The organism is Aureimonas sp. N4 (genome assembly GCF_001463925.1).
In the GTDB taxonomy this organism is placed as follows: Bacteria; Pseudomonadota; Alphaproteobacteria; order Rhizobiales; family Rhizobiaceae; genus Aureimonas; species Aureimonas ureilytica_A.
Window position 1 is genome coordinate 22,471 of the sequence record NZ_BBWS01000057.1, and the last position, 17,970, is coordinate 40,440.

A 17,970-nucleotide genomic window follows, 5' to 3' on the forward strand; every position below is an offset into this window, starting at 1 on the left:
AGATTACCGGAACATGGACGCAATACGACAGGAGTTTCATTCGACTCGGCCCGCCTGTCTGGACTAGCTCGCAGGATGCCCGATCCCGTGCCAGCGAAGCACGCGCGGTCTGCCGAGTCGGGCCGGGGTGTCAGAAGAAGGTAGAAGAGCCATGTCGATGCCAAGCCGCTGGGCGGACAATCCCCATGGATACGGTCTCGTCAGCCGCGCCCTGCATTGGGGCATGGCGCTGATGATCCTCTGGCAGCTCCTGACGGCCATCGTGCGCGCCACCGCCGAGCATGGCGCGCTGGACAACGTCCTGTGGGGCACGCATGTCTCGGTCGGCTTCACCATCTGGTGGCTCGCCATCCTGCGCGGCGTCTGGGGTTTGGCCAATCTCTCGCGCCGCCCGCCCCATGAAGGTCATCCGCTGATGCGCGGCGCCGCGACGCTCGGCCATGTCGCGCTTTACGCCCTGCTGATCCTCGAACCCACGCTCGGGATGCTGCGCGCCTTCTTCAAGGGTCGTGAGCTGGTGATCTACGGCTTTCCCATTCTGGTGCGCGGCGATGCGCCGCGCAATGCCGTTCTGGGCTCCTTCGTCAGCGAAGCGCACGAGTTCCTGGGCTGGAGCCTCTTCGTGCTGATCGCGGGCCATATCGCCATGGCGCTCTGGCATCATCTCGTGCGCCGCGACGGCACGCTGCGCGCCATGACGCATGGCTCCACCGCGCCGCGCCTGCGAGCGGGCATCTGACAAAGGACACGGGGCGCGCGCGCGCGCGCCCCGCCCCTCACTCGCCGTCGAGGTAACTCTTGAAGCGGGGGGCCCAGTTCGGCTCCCAGCGCGACAGCGGCGGGCGGTTGCTCACCACATCCTCGGCGGCCCAGCGGATGCGCTTCTCGTCCATCTCGCGGGTCGTCTCGTTGTCGGGGCAGAGAATATAGAAATCGCCCGCTTCCAGCCGGTCCAGCATGAAGGCGACGGTTTCCTCCGGCGTCCAGGCGCCTGCGGGCTTCTCGGTGCGGTCGCGCTGGGTCAGGTCGGTCCAGACGAAGCCGGGGATCAGCAGCGCCGCTTCGACGCGGCAATCCGCCCGGTTGCGCAATTCGTGCTGGAGCGCCTCGGTAAAGACCTTCACGCCCGCCTTCGACACGTTGTAGGCGGGATCGCCCGGCGGCGTGGTGATGCCCTGCTTGGAACCCGTGTTGATGATCAGCGCCGGCTGGCCATGCGCGATCATGGCGGGGCCGAAAATGCGCGTGCCGTTGATGACGCCGCCGAGATTAATCGAAAGAACCGCGTCCCACTCGCTCTGCTCGCCGAAGATGGAGGAGCCCGGCTGGATGCCGGCATTGTTCATGAGCACATGAACGGGGCCGAGCGTCGCCTCGATATGCTGGGCCGTCTTGGCGAGGCCCTCCCGGTCGCTGACGTCGCAGGCGGCCGCGACGATGCGCCCCTCCTCCTCGCCCGCCAGCGCGACCAGCGCCTCGTGAGCGCGCACGAGTTCCTCCATGCGACGGTCCACGATGGCGACCTTGAGCCCCATCTCCAAGAAGCGCTTGGCGGCGGCGAGGCCGATGCCGGTGGCGCCTCCGATGACGACGGCGGTGTGAAGCGGAGCGATGGCGGGGTGGTGCATGGGTCTCTCCCGACGTGAAACGGCGTGCGCAGCGGGCCGGCCAGACAATGCCGGCCTCTTCGGCCTGCCCCGTGTCTGGCCTCAGTTCGCCTTCGATGTCCAGCCCGTGCCGGCGCGTCAAAACCGCAGCGCGCCAGCCGGCCAAACAAAAATGAACCATGCCCGAACCGAGCGACATCTTGACGTTGCCGCTCACTTTTCCAAGGCCGCCCCATCGTTAGCCGACCAAAACACAACGTGAACGCCCGATCGTGACATTTTCGCCGCCGCACCGGTCAAAGCCTTGGCATTCCTCGCAAAACGCGACAGCCGCCGATTGACGACGGCAGGCGAAGCCGCCAACGTTTTCATCGATGCGACCTGTCCCATGCTCTTCTCCGAATGGCATTCTTCCGTGACCTTCAACCCTCATTCCGCGTCCCGCGACGAGCTTATGGCCGAGGTCGAGCGCCTTCGGGGTCGCCTTGCCTCCGTGCCGATCGCGCCGCCCCTGCCCGATGGAGGCGTCAGCCGGGAGCATCAGCGCGCCATTGCGGAAATGCGGGCCGAGGCGGCGAACCATCTGCGCGCCGCGCGCCGGATCGCGCGCGAGGCCAGTTCGCCCCATCCGGAGGGCGAAGACCTCGCCGCGCGGCTGCGCCGGAGCGAAGCGGCGCGCATCATGTCGGAAGAGCGCCTGTCGCTCGCCTTCGAGGCTTCGGGTTCGCTCGGCTGGTGGGACTGGGACCTGACGACGGACAAGGTCTATGCCGGCCCTTATTTCGCCTCCATGTTCGGGGTCAGCGAGCAGGAAGCCGAAGAGGGCGTCCCGCTCGAACTCTTCGCCTCCGGCATTCACCCCGACGACCGCGAGCGGGTGGCGCTCGCCATCGGGGAGAGCGTGGCGTCGGGGGGCGACTACGAGCAGGACTATCGCTTGTATAGACCGGCGACCGACGAGGTTATCTGGGTCCATGCGCGCGGCCGCGCTTACTTGGACAAGGCAGGCCGTCCTTTGCGCTTTCCGGGCGTCGCGATCGACATCACCGCGTTTCGGGAGAGCGAAGAGCGCAAGCTGGCTCTGGCCGCGCTGGGCGAGCGCCTGCGGGACATGCACGATGTCGGCGAGATCGCCTTTGCAGCGGCCGAGACCATGGCCGTGCAGCTCAACGCGACGCGGGCCGGCGTCGGCGTGGTGGACGCGGTTCAGGAAACCGTGACGATGCAGCCGGACTGGCGGATGCCAGGCATCGCCAGCATTGCCGGCCTGCATCATTTCCGCGACTACGGGTCCTTCATCGACGATCTGAAGCGCGGCGAGATCGTGCTGATCGAGGATACGAGGCGCGATCCGCGCACGACCGGGCATCATGCGTCGCTGGAGGCGATCGGCATTCGCGTTCTTCTCAACGTGCCGATCATCGAGCATGGCCAGCTATCGTTGGTTCTCTTCGTCCATGCCAACAAGCTGCGCTCCTTCTCGGAAGCGGACCTGCGCTTCGTGCGCTCGGTGGCCGACCGCACCCATGCCGCCATCGGCCGCAGCCGGGCGGAGGAGCGCGAGCGCCTGCTCAACCGCGAACTCAGCCACCGCCTCAAGAACACGCTCGCCATGGTGCAGGCCATCGCCTCGCAGACGCTGCGCAACGCGCCCGACATGGCGACCGCGCGCGAAACGCTCGGCAGCCGCCTCGCCGCGCTCAGCCGCGCCCACGATCTGCTTCTGGGTCCCGGTCAGGCGGCCACCGAAATCGGGGCTGTGGCCCATGACACGCTCGCCCTTCATGACGACGGGCAGAACCGCATCCGCCTGTCCGGCCCGTCCGTTCGGCTCGACGCCAACGCCGCCCTGTCGCTGGCGCTGATCCTACATGAGCTGGCGACCAACGCGGCCAAATACGGCGCGCTGTCGGTGCCAGAGGGCACCGTGGATCTTCACTGGGAGATCGACCATCAGGATGGCGCGGACCTGTTTCACCTTGTCTGGCGGGAGCGCGGCGGCCCCAGCGTGACCGAGCCCACGCGCCGGGGCTTCGGCTCGCGCCTGGTGGAGCGCGGCTTGCCGGGCGCGGTCAGCGGCAGCGTGGAACAGCGTTTCGAGCCGGGCGGCCTCGTCTGCCGCATGGAAGCCCCGCTCGGCGCCTTGCACAGCTCGGACGGGTAGAGGCGTAGCACGCAAGGCACGAGCGTTTTCCTCCGGGCTGTGGCAACAGCCACCGGAGGTTTCGTAGTCCGGAAACTTTTCCCGATGTCGCGCCTTTAAGGGGCATGAGCACGCTCGCAAAACACGCTGTGGCCCTTGTGGCGGAAGACGAGCCTCTCCTGCGAATGGAGGCGGTGGATCTTCTGGAGGATGCTGGCTTCACCGTTCTGGAAGCGGCCAATACCGAGCAGGCGCTCCATCATCTCGCTCAAACCGAAACGATCACCCTTCTCTACACGGACATCGAAATGCCCGGCCCGATCGACGGGATCGACCTGGCGCGGGAGGTGGCGGCGCGTTGGCCCCATGTCTCGATCGTCGTCTGCTCGGGCCGCGTCAGCCCCGGCGACGGCGAACTGCCACGCCAGGCCCGCTTCGTTTCCAAGCCGGTCAGCCTCGCCCTGATCCGTCGCGCCGTCGAAAAGGCGCTTCACCCCGGCTAGAAACGCCCGTTTGACGAATCGGCCGATGGCTCTAATGCCCGCGAAGAGCGAAATATCGTCCCAAAAGACCGCAATCCAGCGCGCAGGAATGTCCGGACACAGCTAAATAATCCGCCTAAGCTTCTCCAGCACCTTGCCTATTGCCGCTTCGAGGCCAAATCCTGTCATCTGCGTAGACCCGTGACGGGCGGGGATGACGTCGCGGTTGGTCAGGCAGGGTGGAAGGCGGCTTGGGAATGAACCTGTTCGAGGTGTCGGCGCGTGTGCGCGCGACGCCGGCCCTGTCGTGGGGTCTGGCGCTATTGACCTTTGCGGCTGCCCTCTCGCTTCGCTTCGCCACCAACCATATTCTACCGGTGGGCTTTCCCTACCTCACCTTCTTTCCGGCTGTGATCCTCACGGCCTTTTTCGGCGGGTTCTGGCCGGGCGTCACCTGCGCCGTCCTGTCGGGCCTGTCCGCATGGTACTGGTTCATTCCGCCCTTCAACTCGTTCGAGGTGCATCCGGGAACCGCGATCGCCCTTCTGTTCTACGTCTTCGTCGTGGGCGTCGATATCGCGCTGATCGACGCGGTTCACCGGGCCATGGACAGGCTGCAGGATGAACGAGCAACGGTCGGGCGGCTCTACGAGCAGCAGCGCGCCATGTTCCAGGAGCTGCAGCACCGCGTCGCCAACAACATGCAGTTCGTCTCCAGCCTGCTCGGCCTGCAGAAGCGCAAGGTGATCCAGGACCCCGCCAGCGCGGCGGCCGCCTTCGACGACGCACGCGCCCGGCTCGACACGGTCTCCCGGATCCACCGCCGCCTCTACGATCCCGAAACGCTGAAACAGCCGATCCGCACCTATCTCGCCGATCTCAGCGCCGACATTCTGGAAACCTCGGGCGTCGAAAACATTCGGGTCGAGATCGAGATGGGGCCGGAAATGGAGGGGCGCAGCTTCGAGCTCCAGCATCTCACCACGCTCTCGCTCATCCTGGTGGAGGCGATCACCAACGCCTTGAAACACGCCTTCCAAGGGCGCAACGGTGGCACGATCCGCGTCGGTCTCTCGGCCCTCGGCAACGGGTTCTACCGCCTGAGCGTGGCCGACAACGGCGTCGGCTTTCAGGGGCCCGTCGATCCGGCCACCTCGCGCTCGCTCGGGCAGCGCATTCTCCAGAGCCTCGCCCAGCAGCTCGGCGGGACGATCCGCTATGTGAGCGAGGGTGGCACACGCATGGAGATGGACTTCTCCCCACCCCGCACCCGCTCGGCATCGGCCTGACGAACCGCCTTCCTTGAATCGTTTGACTTGGGACGGCAGCCGTTTAATCTGGGTGATGGATGGTCCCGCGCCGCACCCTGCGCGCACGGGCTAAGAGGGAATGCGAAGGGCCGACTTAAACCAAGGGCCCGGATCGCAGCCGACCCCGCGACTGTAGAGCGGAGAGGTTCCTCCACCGGCGATGATCCGCCGGAAACGCCACTGGATTTCGATCCGGGAAGGCAGGAGACAACCGATGACCCGCGAGCCAGGAGACCTGCCATCCCTTGCGAAGGCGGCCATTTCGGCCGCCGTCACGGAGGTTGATGCCATGACTCGAACCGCCCTTTCGGCCGTTCATCCCATTGCGGCGCCCGCACAGGCGCGCTTCGCCATTGCCGCGTTCGCTCTCGCGCTCGGCGCCTTTCTTGTCTGGGGCGCGGGCTTTGCCAGCGCCGACGCCCTGCACGACACCGCGCATGACGCGCGCCATGCCATGGGCTTGCCCTGCCACTGACGCTTCGCCCTCCCGTGCCGGCCGATCCACGCGTCCGGCCTTGATGCGATTCGTCTCGTTTCTTTGACGGAAGCGCCGGAAAGGCGCTCCGAAGGCAGGATATTGCCCATGTTGACCCGCACACTCGCGGCCGCGCTGTTCGCCGGCCTCGTTGCCGGCGCGTCGATCACGCCCGTGCAGCAGATCAAGCTCGTGCCCCTCATCGTCGCGGCCGAGGTCTACGAAGAGGGGGGAGCGCCCGCCCATGCGGCCCACGCGAGCGCGCTCGGCCTCGTCTCGCCCGCGTTCGCCCATTCGGCTGGCGACCATGCCCAGCCCGGCGGCGAGCACGAGGCGACGACGCTCGTCGCCAGCCGCACCGGCGGCTCGCTTCTGGCCAATCTCGTGCTCGGCTGCGGCTTCGCACTGGTCCTCGCGGCCGCCAGCCTCGCACTGAACCGGCCGATCACCCTGCGCAACGGCGCACTCTGGGGCTTGGCGGGCTTCGGCGTCCTGACGCTCGCCCCCGCGCTAGGCCTGCCGCCCGAACTTCCCGCCATGCCGGCGGCGGATTTGGCCGCGCGCCAGTTCTGGTGGCTCGGCACGGTCGCGACGTCTGCCGCCGGGCTGGCGCTTCTGGTGCTGCGCCGCTCGCCCGCCGCGCGGCTCGGCGGGCTCGCGCTCCTCGTCGCGCCCCATCTCGTGCCCGCGCCGCACCCGGCCGATCTCGCCAGCCCCATTCCGCCCACGCTGGCGGCCGAGTTCGCCGTCGCCTCGCTCAGCGTCTCGGCGCTGTTTTTCGTGCTGATCGGCCTTGCCGCAGGTTTCGCCTTCGATCGGTTCGCGCGTAGGAGCACCCTTACGGTATGACCGTTCATTTCATCCTCGGCGGCGCGCGCTCGGGCAAGAGCCGGCTGGCCGAAGGGCTCGTGCTGGCGACCGGCTTCGCCCCCGTCTACATCGCGACGGGCCAAGCCTTCGACGCCGAGATGGAAGCGCGCATCGCCGAGCATCAGGCGCGCCGCCCCAGCCCTTGGGTCACGGTGGATGCGCCGCTCGATCTCGCGGAGGCAATTGCCCGCGAGGCCGGCGAAGGCCGTGCGCTTCTGGTGGACTGCCTGACGCTCTGGCTCACCAATCTCATGATGGCGGAGGCCGATATCGAGGCCGAGGCGCGTCGGCTCTGCGACGTGCTGCGCCAGCCGCAGCCCGGCTTCGTCGCGCTCGTGTCCAACGAGGTGGGCCTCTCCATCGTCCCCGAAAATGCCCTCGCCCGCCGTTTCCGCGACGAGGCGGGCCGGCTTCATCAACAGATCGCCGCGCTGGCTTCGAAGGTCACCTTCGTCGCCGCCGGCCTCCCTCTCCAGCTCAAAGGCTGACCCCATGCGCAAGATTCCCGCCACCGTCATCACCGGCTTTCTCGGCGCCGGAAAGACCACGCTGATCCGCAATCTCCTCCAGAATGCCGATGGCCGGCGCATCGCCCTCGTCATCAACGAGTTCGGCGATCTCGGCGTTGATGGCGACATCCTGCGGGGCTGCGGCGTCGAGACCTGCCGCGAGGAAGACGTGGTGGAACTCACCAATGGCTGCATCTGCTGCACGGTGGCCGACGACTTCATTCCCACGATGGAGAAGCTTCTGGAGCGCGCCGACCGGCTCGATCATATCGTGATCGAGACCTCCGGCCTCGCCCTGCCGCAGCCCCTCGTCGCTGCTTTCAACTGGCCCGAGGTCAAGGCGCGCGTGACCGTGGACGGCGTCGTCACCGTGATCGATGCGGCGGCGGTGGCCGCCGGCCGCTTCGCCGACGACGAGGACAAGGTTCAGGCCCAGCGCGAGGCGGACGAGAGCCTCGACCATGACAATCCGCTGGAAGAGCTGTTCGAGGATCAGATCCGCGCCGCCGATCTTCTGGTTCTCTCCAAGGCCGATCTCGTGGAAGCCGAGGCGCTGGAGGGCGTGAAATCAGAGATTCAGAAGGCGGCATCCCGCAAGCTCGCGATCGTCACGGCCGAACAGGGCAAGCTGCCGGCCGACGTGCTGCTCGGCCTCGCCTCCGGCACGGAAGATCATATCCACGAACGCCGCTCGCATCACGAGATGGAGCACGAGGCCGGGCATGAGCACGACCACGACGATTTCGAGAGCTTCGTGGTCGAAACCGGCCCGCTCGCCTCGCCCGACGCCTTCATGGCCGGGCTGAAGGCCGTCATCGCGGAACACGACATCCTGCGCGTCAAGGGCTTTGCGGCCGTCGAGGGCAAGGGCGCGCGGCTGCTGATCCAAGCCGTCGGGCAGCGGATCGACGGCTATTACGATCGCCCCTTCGCCGCCGGTGAGGCGCGGGCGACCCGGCTCGTCGTGATCGGCCTGCACGATGCGATCGAGGAGAGCGAGGCCGCGATCCGCGAATCCGTCGCGCGTCTGGCGGCCGGTCATGTGCAGGCGGCGGCGGAGTAAGAAGCCTTGCATCTTCTGGCCGCCCAGCGCGGGACGATCGCGGACGGGGCGGAGGCGGTGGACCTCGGGCAAAGCCCCGGCGACATCCTGTTCCTGTCCGCCGCCGACACGGAACTGGCGGCGCTCGCCGGCGCGGCGCGGCGGCGTGGCTTCGACGCGGGTGAGTTGCGCCTCGCCAATCTCCTGCGCCTGTCGCATCCGATGTCGGTCGATACCTGGCTCACTCGCATGGGCGGGGCTGCCAAGCTCGTCGTCGTGCGCCTGCTCGGCGGCGAGCGCTATTGGCCGCATGGCTGCGAGGCGCTGATATCGGGCGCGCAGCGATATGGTTTCCGCTTTGCCATCCTGCCCGGCGACGACAAGCCCGATCCCGGCCTCGACCGTTTTTCGACGCTAGACCCCGAGGACCGCGAGGCGCTTTGGCGCCTTCTCTGTGAAGGCGGGGCGGCCAATACGGACGCGTTTCTGGAAGGCTGCCGCGCGCTCATCCGTGGCGAGCCTGTGCGGACGGAGGCGCGGCCGATCCTGAAGGCGGGGCTGCTGGAGCGCGGGCGCGCGCCCCTCGAGGGCGACACGCGCCCGCTCGTGCCGGTCGTCTTCTATCGGGCGCTGGTGCAGAGCGGGCAGACCGAGGCCGTGGAGGCGCTGTGCGATGCTTTGGAAGCCGAAGGGCTCTCGCCCCTGCCCCTCTTCGTGTCGAGCCTGAAGGACCCCGTCAGCATTGAGACGCTGCGCGCCGTCTTCGCGCGCCAGCCGCCCGCCGTGGTCATCAATCTCACGGGCTTTGCCGTCTCGACGCCTGGGGGTGCGCACAAGGGCACGGTGCTGGACGAGAGCGGGGCCGTGGTGCTTCAGGCCGTGCTCGCCAGCAGCGGGCGCGAGGCCTGGGCGCAATCGACACAGGGGCTGTCCGCGCGCGATCTCGCCATGAGCGTCGCCCTGCCGGAAGTGGACGGGCGCGTTCTCTCGCGCGCCGTCGCCTTCAAGAGCGCGGCCGAATGGGACGCGCTGACGGAAATCGACCTCGTGTCGCATCGGCCCGAGCCGGATCGCCTCTGCTTCGTCGCAGAACTCGCGCGCCGCTGGGCCACGCTGCGCACGGCCGCCCCCCCGGAGCGGCGCGTCGCCATCGTGCTCGCCAATTATCCCAACCGCGACGGACGCATCGGCAATGGCGTCGGGCTCGACACGCCCGCCGGGACGATGCGCGTGCTCGAAGCCATGAGGGACGCCGGCTATCCTCTGAGCGACATTCCGCCTGACGGTAACGCGCTGGTGGAGCATCTGCAAAAGGGGCCGACCAATTCGGGCGAGCGCGCGGGCCGGCTCATTCGCGAGACGCTGAGCCTTGCCCGCTACCGCGCCGCCCTCGCGCGCCTGCCGGCGTCCTTGCAAGACGCGATGACCGAGCGCTGGGGCGCGCCGGAAGACGATCCCTTTTTCGATCCGGCCCATGGCTTCTGCCTGCCGCTCGCCCGCTTAGGCGATGTCATGGTCGGCGTGCAGCCGGCGCGCGGCTATCAGATCGACCCGAAGGAAACCTATCACGCGCCCGATCTCGTGCCGCCGCATGGCTATCTCGCCTTCTACGCCTTTCTGCGCGAGAGCTTCGGCGCCCATGCCGTGATCCACATGGGCAAGCACGGCAATCTCGAATGGCTGCCGGGCAAGGCGCTGGCATTGTCGCAGGAGTGTTGGCCGGAAGCCGTCTTCGGCCCGCTGCCGCATCTCTATCCGTTCATCGTCAACGACCCCGGCGAGGGCACGCAGGCCAAGCGCCGCTCCTCGGCCGTGATCGTGGACCATCTCACCCCGCCGCTGACGCGCGCCGAAAGCCACGGACCCGCGCGCGATCTGGAGCGGCTGGTGGACGAATATTACGAGGCGTCGAGCGGCGATCCGCGCCGCGCCGCGCTTCTGCGCAAGGACATTCTGGCGCTGCTGGAGGCCAGCGGGCTCGGGGCGGATGCGGGCCTTCGCCCCGGCGAGGCGAGTGACGAGGCGTTGCAGAAGCTCGACGCCTGGCTCTGCGATCTCAAGGAAATGCAGATCCGCGACGGGTTGCATGTCTTCGGCCTCGCGCCCGAAGGCCGGCTCCTGACCGATCTCGTCACCGCCCTCGCCCGCCTGCCGCGTGGGCAGGAGCCAGCCGACGCCTCGCTGCACCGGGCGCTGGCGGGCGATCTCGCGCTCGGCTTCGACCCGCTGGACTGCGACTTGTCCACAGGCTGGACCGGCCCTCGCCCCCAGCTTCTCCACAGCCTGTCCACCGACCCTTGGCGCACCGTCGGCGACACGGTGGAGCGGATCGAGCTTCTGGCCGCCCGTCTCGTCTCCGGCGAGGCAGAGCCCTCTTCCGAATGGGCGCGGACGCTGCCCGTGCTGGCCGAGGTGGAGGCGCGGCTGAAACCCGCTGTGTCGGCCTGCGGCGCGGCGGAGATGGCCGGGCTCCTGCGCGGCCTGGAGGGCTGTTTCGTGCCGCCCGGCCCTTCCGGCGCGCCGACGCGCGGGCGGCCGGACACGCTGCCGACGGGGCGCAATTTCTTCTCGGTCGATACGCGCGCCGTGCCGACGGAAGCGGCCTGGCGGCTCGGGCGGCTTTCGGCCGAGCGGCTGGTGGAGCGCCATTTCCAGGACCAGGGCGAGTGGCTGAGTTCGGTCGGCCTCACCGCCTGGGGCACGGCCAATATGCGCACGGGCGGCGACGATATCGCGCAAGCCCTCGCCTTGATGGGCGCGAAACCGACCTGGGATCGCGCCTCCGGCCGCGTCACCGGGTTCGAGATCGTGCCGCTGGCCGTCCTCGGCCGCCCGCGCGTGGACGTGACCCTGCGCGTGTCCGGCTTCTTCCGCGACGCCTTCCCCGAGCAGATCGCGCTTCTCGACCGCGCCGCGCGGACGGTGGGCGCGCTGGACGAGGAGCCGGGCGAGAACCCCATCGCCGCGCGGATGCGCCGTGAGGAAGCGGAAGCCCGCGCGCGGGGCCTTGCCCCCGACGAGGCCAAGCGCGAGGCCGGGCACCGCGTCTTCGGCTCCAAGCCCGGCGCATACGGCGCGGGGCTTCAGGCGCTGATCGATGAGGGCGGCTGGCAGACGCGCGCCGATCTCGCCACCTCCTATCTCCATTGGGGCGGCTACGCCTATGGGGCGGAGGGCGAAGGGTCGCCGGCGCGGGAAAGCTTCGAGCGAAGGCTCGGCGGCGTCGAGGCCGTCGTCCAGAACCAGGACAATCGCGAGCATGACCTGCTCGACTCCGACGATTACTATCAGTTCGAGGGCGGCATGAGCGCGGCGGTGGAAACCCTATCGGGCCACGCGCCGGTCGCCTATCACAACGACCATTCGCGCCCCGAGCGCCCGGTAATCCGCACGCTGGACGAGGAGATCGCCCGCGTCGTGCGCGCCCGCGTGGTGAACCCCAAATGGATCGCCGGCGTCATGCGCCATGGCTACAAGGGCGCCTTCGAGATCGTGGCGACGGTGGATTATCTCTTCGCCTTCGCCGCCACGACCCATGCGGTCGCCGACCGGCATTTCGATCTCGTCCACGCCGCCTTCGTGGCAGATGAGCGCGTTTCGGCCTTCATGCGGGACAACAACCCGGCGGGCTTTAGCGAGATGCGCGCGCGCCTCGCCGAAGCCATCCGGCGCGGCCTCTGGCATCCGCGCTCCAACTCGGCGAGACTTGCCCTCGAACCTTTGGCCCTAGAAACGGAGACTGTTCATCCATGAGCGAGAAGTCGCCCCTCGTGGCCGCCATGAGCGAAGAGGAACTCGACGCGCGCCACGCCGAGAAGATGCGCAAGAAGAAGGCCGCGCGCGACAAGATTCTGGCGACCAAGACGCAGGAAAAGGGCCTCGTCATCGTCCACACCGGCAAGGGCAAGGGCAAATCAACAGCCGCCTTCGGCCTCGTCTTCCGCGCGCTCGGCAACGGCATGAAGGTCGGCATCGTCCAGTTCGTGAAAGGCAAGTGGGAAACCGGCGAGCGCGCCGCGCTGGAGCGCTTTCCCGGCGAAGTGACGATCACCGCCATGGGCGACGGCTTCACCTGGGAAACGCAGGACCGCCAGCGCGACATCGCCGCCGCGCGTCAGGCCTGGGAGCGCGCCAAGGCGATGATCTCGGACGAGGAGCACGACATGGTAATCCTCGACGAGCTGAACATCGTGTTGCGCTACGACTATCTGGCCGTGGAAGAGGTCGTGGACTTCCTGCGCGAGCACAAGCCCGAGATGAAGCATGTCGTCATCACCGGGCGCAACGCCAAGGAGGAGCTGATCGACTTCGCCGATCTCGTGACCGAGATGGAGATGATCAAGCACCCGTTCCGCTCCGGCATCAAGGCCCAGCGCGGCATCGAGTTCTAGGGAGGCGACATAACCCTGCGGCGGAGGATCGGCCCCGATGCCGGTCTTTGCTTCCGAAGCTGCCCAGCTGACCGCCCGTTCGGCGGGCGTTCAATCGCCGTGCAGCTTCAGCGCAGGGCCCTTGGTCGGCGAGATCATGTCGGCGGCGATCGAGACCGTGCCGCGCAGGCGGCCGAGAACGCGCCATTGGTGCTGGCGCTGGAGCGCGTTGTAGGCGGCCGTCGCGAAATGGCCGTGGATGAGGAAATCGTCCTTCTTCCCGAAGCCGATAATGCCGACCGTCCCGGCGCGGCCGAGCGAGACGATCCGACCCTTGTCGGCATAGCGGAAGGGTTCCACCGGCTCGCCGCGCGTGATCAGCGGCAGCACCTCGACGAGATAATTGGCCTGTTGGCTCGCGGCCTGCGCGGTCGGCGGCAGCGGTTTGTCGGCGCCGGGCGGCGTCAGACTGGCTGCATCGCCCATGGCATAGACATGCTCGTCCTGGCTCGAGCGCAGCGTCTGGTCCACCACGATGCGCCCGCGATTGTCGATCTCGAAGCGGCCGAGGCGCTTCAGGATCGGATTGCCGACGAGACCGGCCGCCCAGACGGCAAGGTCACAGGGCCAGCGCTCGCCCGACTTCGACGACACCGCATCCACCTCGATGCGCGAGACATTGACGTCGGTTACGGTCTTGATGTCGAGCCGGCGCAGCCGCTCGGCCAATTGCTGGCGCAGTTCGGGCTCGGCCCCCGGCATGATCTCAGGCGCGGCTTCCAGGATGGTGATGCCCAGAAGCTTGCGCCGCCGCTCGGCCGTGCTCTGGTCGAAGAAGCCGCGCTCGGAGCGGCGCAGATGGGCGGCAAGTTCCGTGCCCGTCGCGCCGGAGCCGACGATCACCACCTCCGCCGGCTCGCCCGTCTCGCGCGCCTCGATCATCGCGGCGATGAACCGATCGCGGAAATGGTCGGCATCGGCCTTGGTGTCGAGCCGCACTGCGAACTCCTTGACGCCTGTCGTACCGAAATCGGGCACGACGCCGCCGAGCGCCACCACGCAGACATCGTAGGGAATGCGCCGTTCGCGCGCGGCGGTCGTCCCTTCCTTTCCGGGAATGGCGGCCAGCACGATCTCGCGGCGCTCGTGATCCAGCGCGCTCACCTCGCCCTGCTCGAAGCGGAAGCCCCGAAGATGCCCGAGCATGTAGAAGGACATTTCGGCTAGCGAGGAAGAGACGGTGCCGGCAGCGAATTCATGCAGGCGCGGCTTCCAGAGGTGAGCGAGTTCCCGGTCCACCAGAACCACCTCCAGTTCGCCCTTGCCGGCAAGCTGCGAGGCGAGTTCGAGACCGCCCGACCCGCCGCCCAGAATGACGATCCGCTTGTGCGCCGTGCTGCCTGCCATGATCCTCGCCGTCTCCGTTTCACCTTTCGATCCGAACCGCGTCACCGAGCGCTTGTTCCCCCGCAAACCTGGCATGGCTCCGGAGTCTCGAGCCGCATCGCTCGCCGTAGGGGAAGCTCTCCTACAGCCCCCCGGTGCCCATCAGGCCGGTAAGCCCGATGATGATGAGGTAGAAGGCGACGATGTAGTTCAGAAGGCGCGGCATCACGAGGATGAGGATGCCGGCGATCAGCGCCACGATCGGCTGGACGGTGATGATTTCCATGGGTTTGCCCTGTTTCGAGGAACGCGGCCGTCAGGCCATGTACCAGCCGTGGCTGACGGTGATGGACTGGCCGGTGAGCGCTCGCGAGCCGAAGCCGGCAAGGAAAATGGCGACCTCGGCCACGTCCTCGACCGTGGTGAACTCGCCATCCACCGTGCGGCCGAGCATGATTCGGCTCACCACCTCCTCCTCGGGAATGCCGAGCGAGCGGGCTTGTTCGGGGATCTGCTTTTCCACCAGCGGCGTCTTCACGAAGCCGGGGCAGATCGTGTTGGCGCGCACGCCATGCGGCCCGCCCTCGCGCGCCATGACGCGCGACAGGCCGAGAATGCCGTGCTTGGCGGCGACATAGGCGCTTTTGAGCGGCGAAGGCTCGTGCGAATGGACCGAGCCCATATAAATCATGGAGCCGGACTTCTGCCGGTACATATGCGGGATGCTCGCCTTGGTGACGAGGAAGGAGCCGCCGAGATGGATGTCCACCACGCGCTTGAACTCCTCGTAGGGGAAATCCTCGATCGGGTGAACGATCTGGATGCCGGCATTGGCGATGGCCGTGTCGAGCCGGCCCCAATGCTGGACGACGCGCTCGATGCCGGCCTGGACACCCGCTTCGTCGGTCACGTCCATCGTCAGCGCGAGGGCCGAGCCGCCCACCGCCTCGATCTCGCCGGCCGCGTCCTCCGCCGCCTCGCCCTTCAGATCGGCGATGGCGACGCGCGCGCCTTCGCGCGCGAAGCGCCGCGCGATCTCGCGCCCGATGCCCGACCCCGCCCCGGTGATCACCGCAACCTGCCCTTCGAGACGCATCGCGCCCTCCTTCGAACCCCGCTTGGCGAGAGGGGAGAATAGTCCCGCAGCGCGTCATGGAAAGATCGTTGCGCATTCCCCGACAAAAAGCGGGCGACTTGTTCGCGCTTTTTCCTTTCGCCCGCGCGGAACAGAGCTATAACGCGGCGCACAAGGCCGAGGCGACGGCCCCCATAGCGAAAGGACCGGCCCGATGCAGGCTGTACGGATCGACGGAAAGGCGAACGCGGAATCGGTTCTTCGGGACGTGACGGCAGCGGGCGCGGCGCTGCACAAGAAAACCGGCGTCAAACCGGGCCTCGCCGTCGTGCTGGTGGGCGAAGATCCGGCGAGCCAGGTCTATGTCGCCAACAAGGGGCGCACGGCGGAGGCCTGCGGCTTTCATTCCGTCACCCATCGCCTGCCGGCCGACACCTCGCAGGAGGCGTTGCTCGCGCTGATCGACGAGCTGAATGCCGACCCGGCCATCCATGGCATTCTCCAGCAGCTGCCCCTGCCCAAGGGGCTGGACGCGGATGTCGTGGTCGGGCGCATCGACCCGGACAAGGACGTGGACGGGCTGACGCTGGTGAATGCCGGGCGGCTCGCCAGCGGCCTCGCCGATGACGCTTTCGTGCCCTGCACCCCGGCGGGCTGCATGGTGCTCCTGCGGCAGGTTCTGGGCGACGATCTCTCGGGCAAGCGCGCCGTGGTGGTCGGGCGCTCCAATCTCGTCGGCAAGCCCATGGCGCAGCTTCTGCTTCTGGCCAATGCCACGGTCACGGTCGCCCATTCGCGCACGAAGGATCTGCCGGCGCTTTGCCGCGAGGCGGACATTCTGGTGGCCGCGATCGGGCGTCCGGGCCTGCTCAAGGGCGACTGCGTGAAGCCGGGTGCGGTGGTGATCGATGTCGGCATCAACCGCGTGCCCGCGCCCGACAAGGGCGAGGGCAAGACGCGGCTCGTGGGCGATGTCGCCTATGACGAGGCCGCCGCCATCGCCTCGGCCATCACGCCCGTGCCCGGCGGCGTCGGGCCGATGACGATCGCCATGCTGATGGCCAATACGGTGGCGAGCGCCTGCCGCGCCGCCGGCGAGCCCCGCCCCCGGTTCTGACGGAGAGCCGGGGACCGAGACATGACCGATCCCCGCCCCTCCGCCGTGCCGCTGCGCATCGTCTCCGGCCTGTTCTATCGCTCCGTCGCGGCGGAGCGTGCGGGCGAGGTTCTGGCCCCGCCCGGCCCCCGCAGCGCCGGGCGTTATCATCGGCCGGGCGAGAGCATTCTCTACATGAGCCCGAGGCTCGAATGGGCGATCAGCGCCGTTTCCGGCTATATGAGGGAGGACGGTCACGTGCGCGTCGTCATCCCGCTTCAGGTCAGCGGTGCCCATGTGCTGGACCAGCACGACGAGGAAGCCTGCCGCCTCGCCGGGATCGACCGCGAGGCCTCCAACCTCTCCTGGCGCTCCGTTCTGGCGGCGGGCGGCGAGCCGCCATCCTGGCATACGGCCGACCGGGCGCGCGAGGCCGGCGCCGACGGGCTGATCGACCGCTCGCGCCAAATCCCCGGCGGCTGGCATCTCAATCTCTTTCGCTGGAACACACCGGGCGCGCCCACTGTCACCGTCGCGGGCGAGCCTCAGCCCATCCGCCTGTCGGAAGGCGGGCCGGTCTGGGGTCTGTGAACTCCTTCATTCGGAAGGCACGAGCTCGCTCCGCGCGACCTCAAGCACCGCGCGGGTAAGCGGCTGGAGCGGCTCGGCCCCGAGCCGGCTGACCTGCCAATGGAGCGGCACATCCAGCGTCGCGCCGGGCAGCAGTTCCACGAGGCGGCCGGCCTTCAGATGCCCCTCCACAAGTTGCACCGGGTTCAGGCCCCAGCCCATGCCGAGCAGCGCCGCCTCCACGAAACCCTGCGTCGAGGGCAGCCAGTGGGTGGGGTGCGCGATGTCACGGCCGAAGGCGCGCTTCAGCCAGTCGGCCTGGAGCCGGTCCTTCTGGTTGAAGGTCAGCGCGGGGGCAGAGGCCAGCGCGCGCGGCGTGACGCCCTCGGTGAAATGGCGCGCGGCGAACTCGGGGCTGGCGGTCGCGAGATAGCGCAGCGCGCCGAGCGGCAGCGACCGGCAGCCCTGCACGGGCCGCGCCAGCGCGGTGACGGCGGCCAGAACTCGGCCCCGCCGCAGCCATTCGGCCGTGTGGTCCTGATCGTCCACCGCCATGTCGAGAAGATGCCCGGTTTCGTTCGAGAAGCGCGCGGCGGCCTTCAGGAACCAGGTGCCGAGACTGTCCGCGCTGGTGGCGACGGGCAGCGTGACGCGCGGCGCACCCGCCTCCTCGCCCGCCCCGTTCGGCAGATGGCGAAAGAGATCGGCCTCCAACAGGCCGATCTGCTCCATGTGCCGGCATAGGCGCGCGCCGGTTTCGGTGGCGCGGCAGGGCTGGCCGCGCTCCACCAGAACCGCGCCGACCCGCTCCTCCAGTTGGCGCACGCGCTGCGACACGGCAGAGGGCGTCACGTGAAGATCGCCCGCCGCGCGCTCGAAGCTCCCGGTGCGGACCACGGCGGCGAGCGCGCGAAGGGCGGGATAGTCGAGCATTCGAGGTTTAGCTCCGCTTCATCAGCCTAAGATGGTTTAACACAGCTAACCCATCCATCCATGCTACGTCGCTCCCGTAATCGAACACGGGGCTTTGAGATG

The 17,970-nt window shown here is 68.2% G+C and carries 18 protein-coding genes and 1 riboswitch; of the genes, 12 read left to right on the forward strand and 6 right to left on the reverse strand.

What is annotated here, in order from left to right; genetic code table 11:
* Nucleotides 1–151 precede the first annotated feature (151 nt).
* A complete protein-coding gene (locus AUL28_RS19725) occupies nucleotides 152–739 on the forward strand; it encodes a cytochrome b (protein WP_058636889.1) in 588 nt (195 codons plus the stop codon).
* 37 nt (nucleotides 740–776) lie between these two features.
* On the opposite strand, the gene AUL28_RS19730 is transcribed toward AUL28_RS19725, so the two are convergent.
* Together AUL28_RS19730 and AUL28_RS23095 are read right to left on the reverse strand one after the other, a co-directional pair.
* Nucleotides 777–1,628, reverse strand: coding sequence for an SDR family NAD(P)-dependent oxidoreductase (locus AUL28_RS19730; RefSeq protein WP_062236123.1), 852 nt, complete (start codon nucleotides 1,626–1,628; stop codon nucleotides 777–779).
* A 192-nt stretch (nucleotides 1,629–1,820) separates the two neighbouring features.
* Nucleotides 1,821–2,033, reverse strand: a complete 213-nt coding sequence (locus tag AUL28_RS23095) for a hypothetical protein (RefSeq protein WP_192843499.1) — start codon at nucleotides 2,031–2,033, stop codon at nucleotides 1,821–1,823.
* Between AUL28_RS23095 and AUL28_RS19735 the strand changes: the two genes are divergently transcribed.
* The 9 genes from AUL28_RS19735 to cobO all read left to right on the forward strand — a co-directional run bounded on the left by AUL28_RS19735 (nucleotide 2,023) and on the right by cobO (nucleotide 12,829).
* Nucleotides 2,023–3,771 carry an HWE histidine kinase domain-containing protein gene (locus tag AUL28_RS19735; protein WP_192843500.1) on the forward strand — a complete coding sequence of 583 codons (1,749 nt, stop codon included), beginning with the start codon at nucleotides 2,023–2,025 and terminating at the stop codon, nucleotides 3,769–3,771. The two genes, AUL28_RS23095 and AUL28_RS19735, sit on opposite strands and share 11 nt — an antisense overlap.
* Before the next feature lie 104 nt (nucleotides 3,772–3,875).
* A complete protein-coding gene (locus tag AUL28_RS19740) occupies nucleotides 3,876–4,253 on the forward strand; it encodes a response regulator (RefSeq protein ID WP_058601135.1) in 378 nt (125 codons plus the stop codon).
* 236 nt (nucleotides 4,254–4,489) lie between these two features.
* A complete protein-coding gene (locus tag AUL28_RS19745) occupies nucleotides 4,490–5,521 on the forward strand; it encodes a sensor histidine kinase (protein WP_062236131.1) in 1,032 nt (343 codons plus the stop codon).
* Between the two features lie 43 nt (nucleotides 5,522–5,564).
* A riboswitch (cobalamin riboswitch) is annotated at nucleotides 5,565–5,799 on the forward strand.
* The gene (locus AUL28_RS23580) at nucleotides 5,757–6,017 is read left to right on the forward strand and encodes a CbtB domain-containing protein (protein ID WP_306302843.1); all 261 of its coding nucleotides are present in this window, start codon (nucleotides 5,757–5,759) and stop codon (nucleotides 6,015–6,017) included. It overlaps the preceding riboswitch by 43 nt.
* A 108-nt stretch (nucleotides 6,018–6,125) precedes the next feature.
* Nucleotides 6,126–6,866: a CbtA family protein gene (locus AUL28_RS19755; protein WP_062236134.1), complete on the forward strand. Its 741-nt coding sequence runs from the start codon at nucleotides 6,126–6,128 to the stop codon at nucleotides 6,864–6,866.
* Nucleotides 6,863–7,375, forward strand: a complete 513-nt coding sequence (gene cobU, locus AUL28_RS19760) for a bifunctional adenosylcobinamide kinase/adenosylcobinamide-phosphate guanylyltransferase (protein ID WP_062236136.1) — start codon at nucleotides 6,863–6,865, stop codon at nucleotides 7,373–7,375. Before AUL28_RS19755 ends, cobU begins: the two co-directional genes overlap by 4 nt.
* 4 nt (nucleotides 7,376–7,379) lie before the next feature.
* Entirely contained in the window at nucleotides 7,380–8,459 is a 1,080-nt protein-coding gene (gene cobW / locus AUL28_RS19765; protein ID WP_062236138.1) for a cobalamin biosynthesis protein CobW, read from the forward strand.
* A 6-nt stretch (nucleotides 8,460–8,465) separates the two neighbouring features.
* Complete coding sequence (gene cobN / locus AUL28_RS19770; protein ID WP_062236140.1) at nucleotides 8,466–12,191, forward strand: cobaltochelatase subunit CobN; 3,726 nt, start codon at nucleotides 8,466–8,468, stop codon at nucleotides 12,189–12,191.
* Nucleotides 12,188–12,829, forward strand: a complete 642-nt coding sequence (gene cobO / locus AUL28_RS19775) for a cob(I)yrinic acid a,c-diamide adenosyltransferase (protein WP_062223679.1) — start codon at nucleotides 12,188–12,190, stop codon at nucleotides 12,827–12,829. Before cobN ends, cobO begins: the two co-directional genes overlap by 4 nt.
* Before the next feature lie 90 nt (nucleotides 12,830–12,919).
* On the opposite strand, the gene AUL28_RS19780 is transcribed toward cobO, so the two are convergent.
* The 3 genes from AUL28_RS19780 to AUL28_RS19785 all read right to left on the reverse strand — a co-directional run bounded on the left by AUL28_RS19780 (nucleotide 12,920) and on the right by AUL28_RS19785 (nucleotide 15,290).
* Complete coding sequence (locus tag AUL28_RS19780) at nucleotides 12,920–14,215, reverse strand: NAD(P)/FAD-dependent oxidoreductase (RefSeq protein ID WP_062236142.1); 1,296 nt, start codon at nucleotides 14,213–14,215, stop codon at nucleotides 12,920–12,922.
* Nucleotides 14,216–14,336: 121 nt separating this feature from the next.
* Nucleotides 14,337–14,480 carry a DUF3096 domain-containing protein gene (locus AUL28_RS22315; RefSeq protein WP_082640594.1) on the reverse strand — a complete coding sequence of 48 codons (144 nt, stop codon included), beginning with the start codon at nucleotides 14,478–14,480 and terminating at the stop codon, nucleotides 14,337–14,339.
* 30 nt (nucleotides 14,481–14,510) lie between these two features.
* Nucleotides 14,511–15,290 (reverse strand): 3-hydroxybutyrate dehydrogenase, encoded by a 780-nt coding sequence (locus tag AUL28_RS19785; protein WP_062236143.1) that lies wholly within the window; start codon nucleotides 15,288–15,290, stop codon nucleotides 14,511–14,513.
* Nucleotides 15,291–15,483: 193 nt separating this feature from the next.
* Between AUL28_RS19785 and folD the strand changes: the two genes are divergently transcribed.
* A complete protein-coding gene (gene folD, locus AUL28_RS19790) occupies nucleotides 15,484–16,386 on the forward strand; it encodes a bifunctional methylenetetrahydrofolate dehydrogenase/methenyltetrahydrofolate cyclohydrolase FolD (RefSeq protein ID WP_058601145.1) in 903 nt (300 codons plus the stop codon).
* Between the two features lie 21 nt (nucleotides 16,387–16,407).
* Entirely contained in the window at nucleotides 16,408–16,956 is a 549-nt protein-coding gene (locus AUL28_RS19795; RefSeq protein ID WP_062236145.1) for an RES family NAD+ phosphorylase, read from the forward strand.
* A 6-nt stretch (nucleotides 16,957–16,962) separates the two neighbouring features.
* Here AUL28_RS19795 and AUL28_RS19800 read toward each other — a convergent pair whose 3' ends face one another.
* Nucleotides 16,963–17,868, reverse strand: a complete 906-nt coding sequence (locus AUL28_RS19800; RefSeq protein ID WP_062236148.1) for a LysR family transcriptional regulator ArgP — start codon at nucleotides 17,866–17,868, stop codon at nucleotides 16,963–16,965.
* Nucleotides 17,869–17,970: the final 102 nt, after the last annotated feature.